Here is a 301-nt window from a genome sequence, read left to right as displayed (position 1 = left end):
ATGCTCTTTCTCATATCGACGAAACATTTGCTGCTGTAGAACAAGCTATTTCTAATTCATGGAATCAAGATGTTGTAAATGGAGATTGGAATAGCAGGGCTAAATGGGTTGGAAATGTAGAGATGCAAGTTAAATTAGCGCTTGCCGATTTATTTGTAGGAACAAAAGGTGTAGGTGAAATTTCGAAAATCGATAAATTCTCAAGGTTAGGTAAAACCTCAACACTTAGTGAAAGTGTAAACTTTATACAAGGTATTAAAAACGTAATGAATTTCGATAAGTTTAAGCAAAGTGTTGACAT

At 33.9% G+C, this 301-nt stretch carries 1 pseudogene; it reads left to right on the top strand.

The features are described 5' to 3' along the window. A pseudogene (locus SB775_RS28560) lies at positions 1 to 301 on the top strand (polymorphic toxin type 17 domain-containing protein); the annotation flags it as partial.

The organism is Peribacillus sp. SIMBA_075 (genome assembly GCF_046534585.1).
This window is presented reverse-complemented; position numbering and strand designations above follow the sequence as displayed.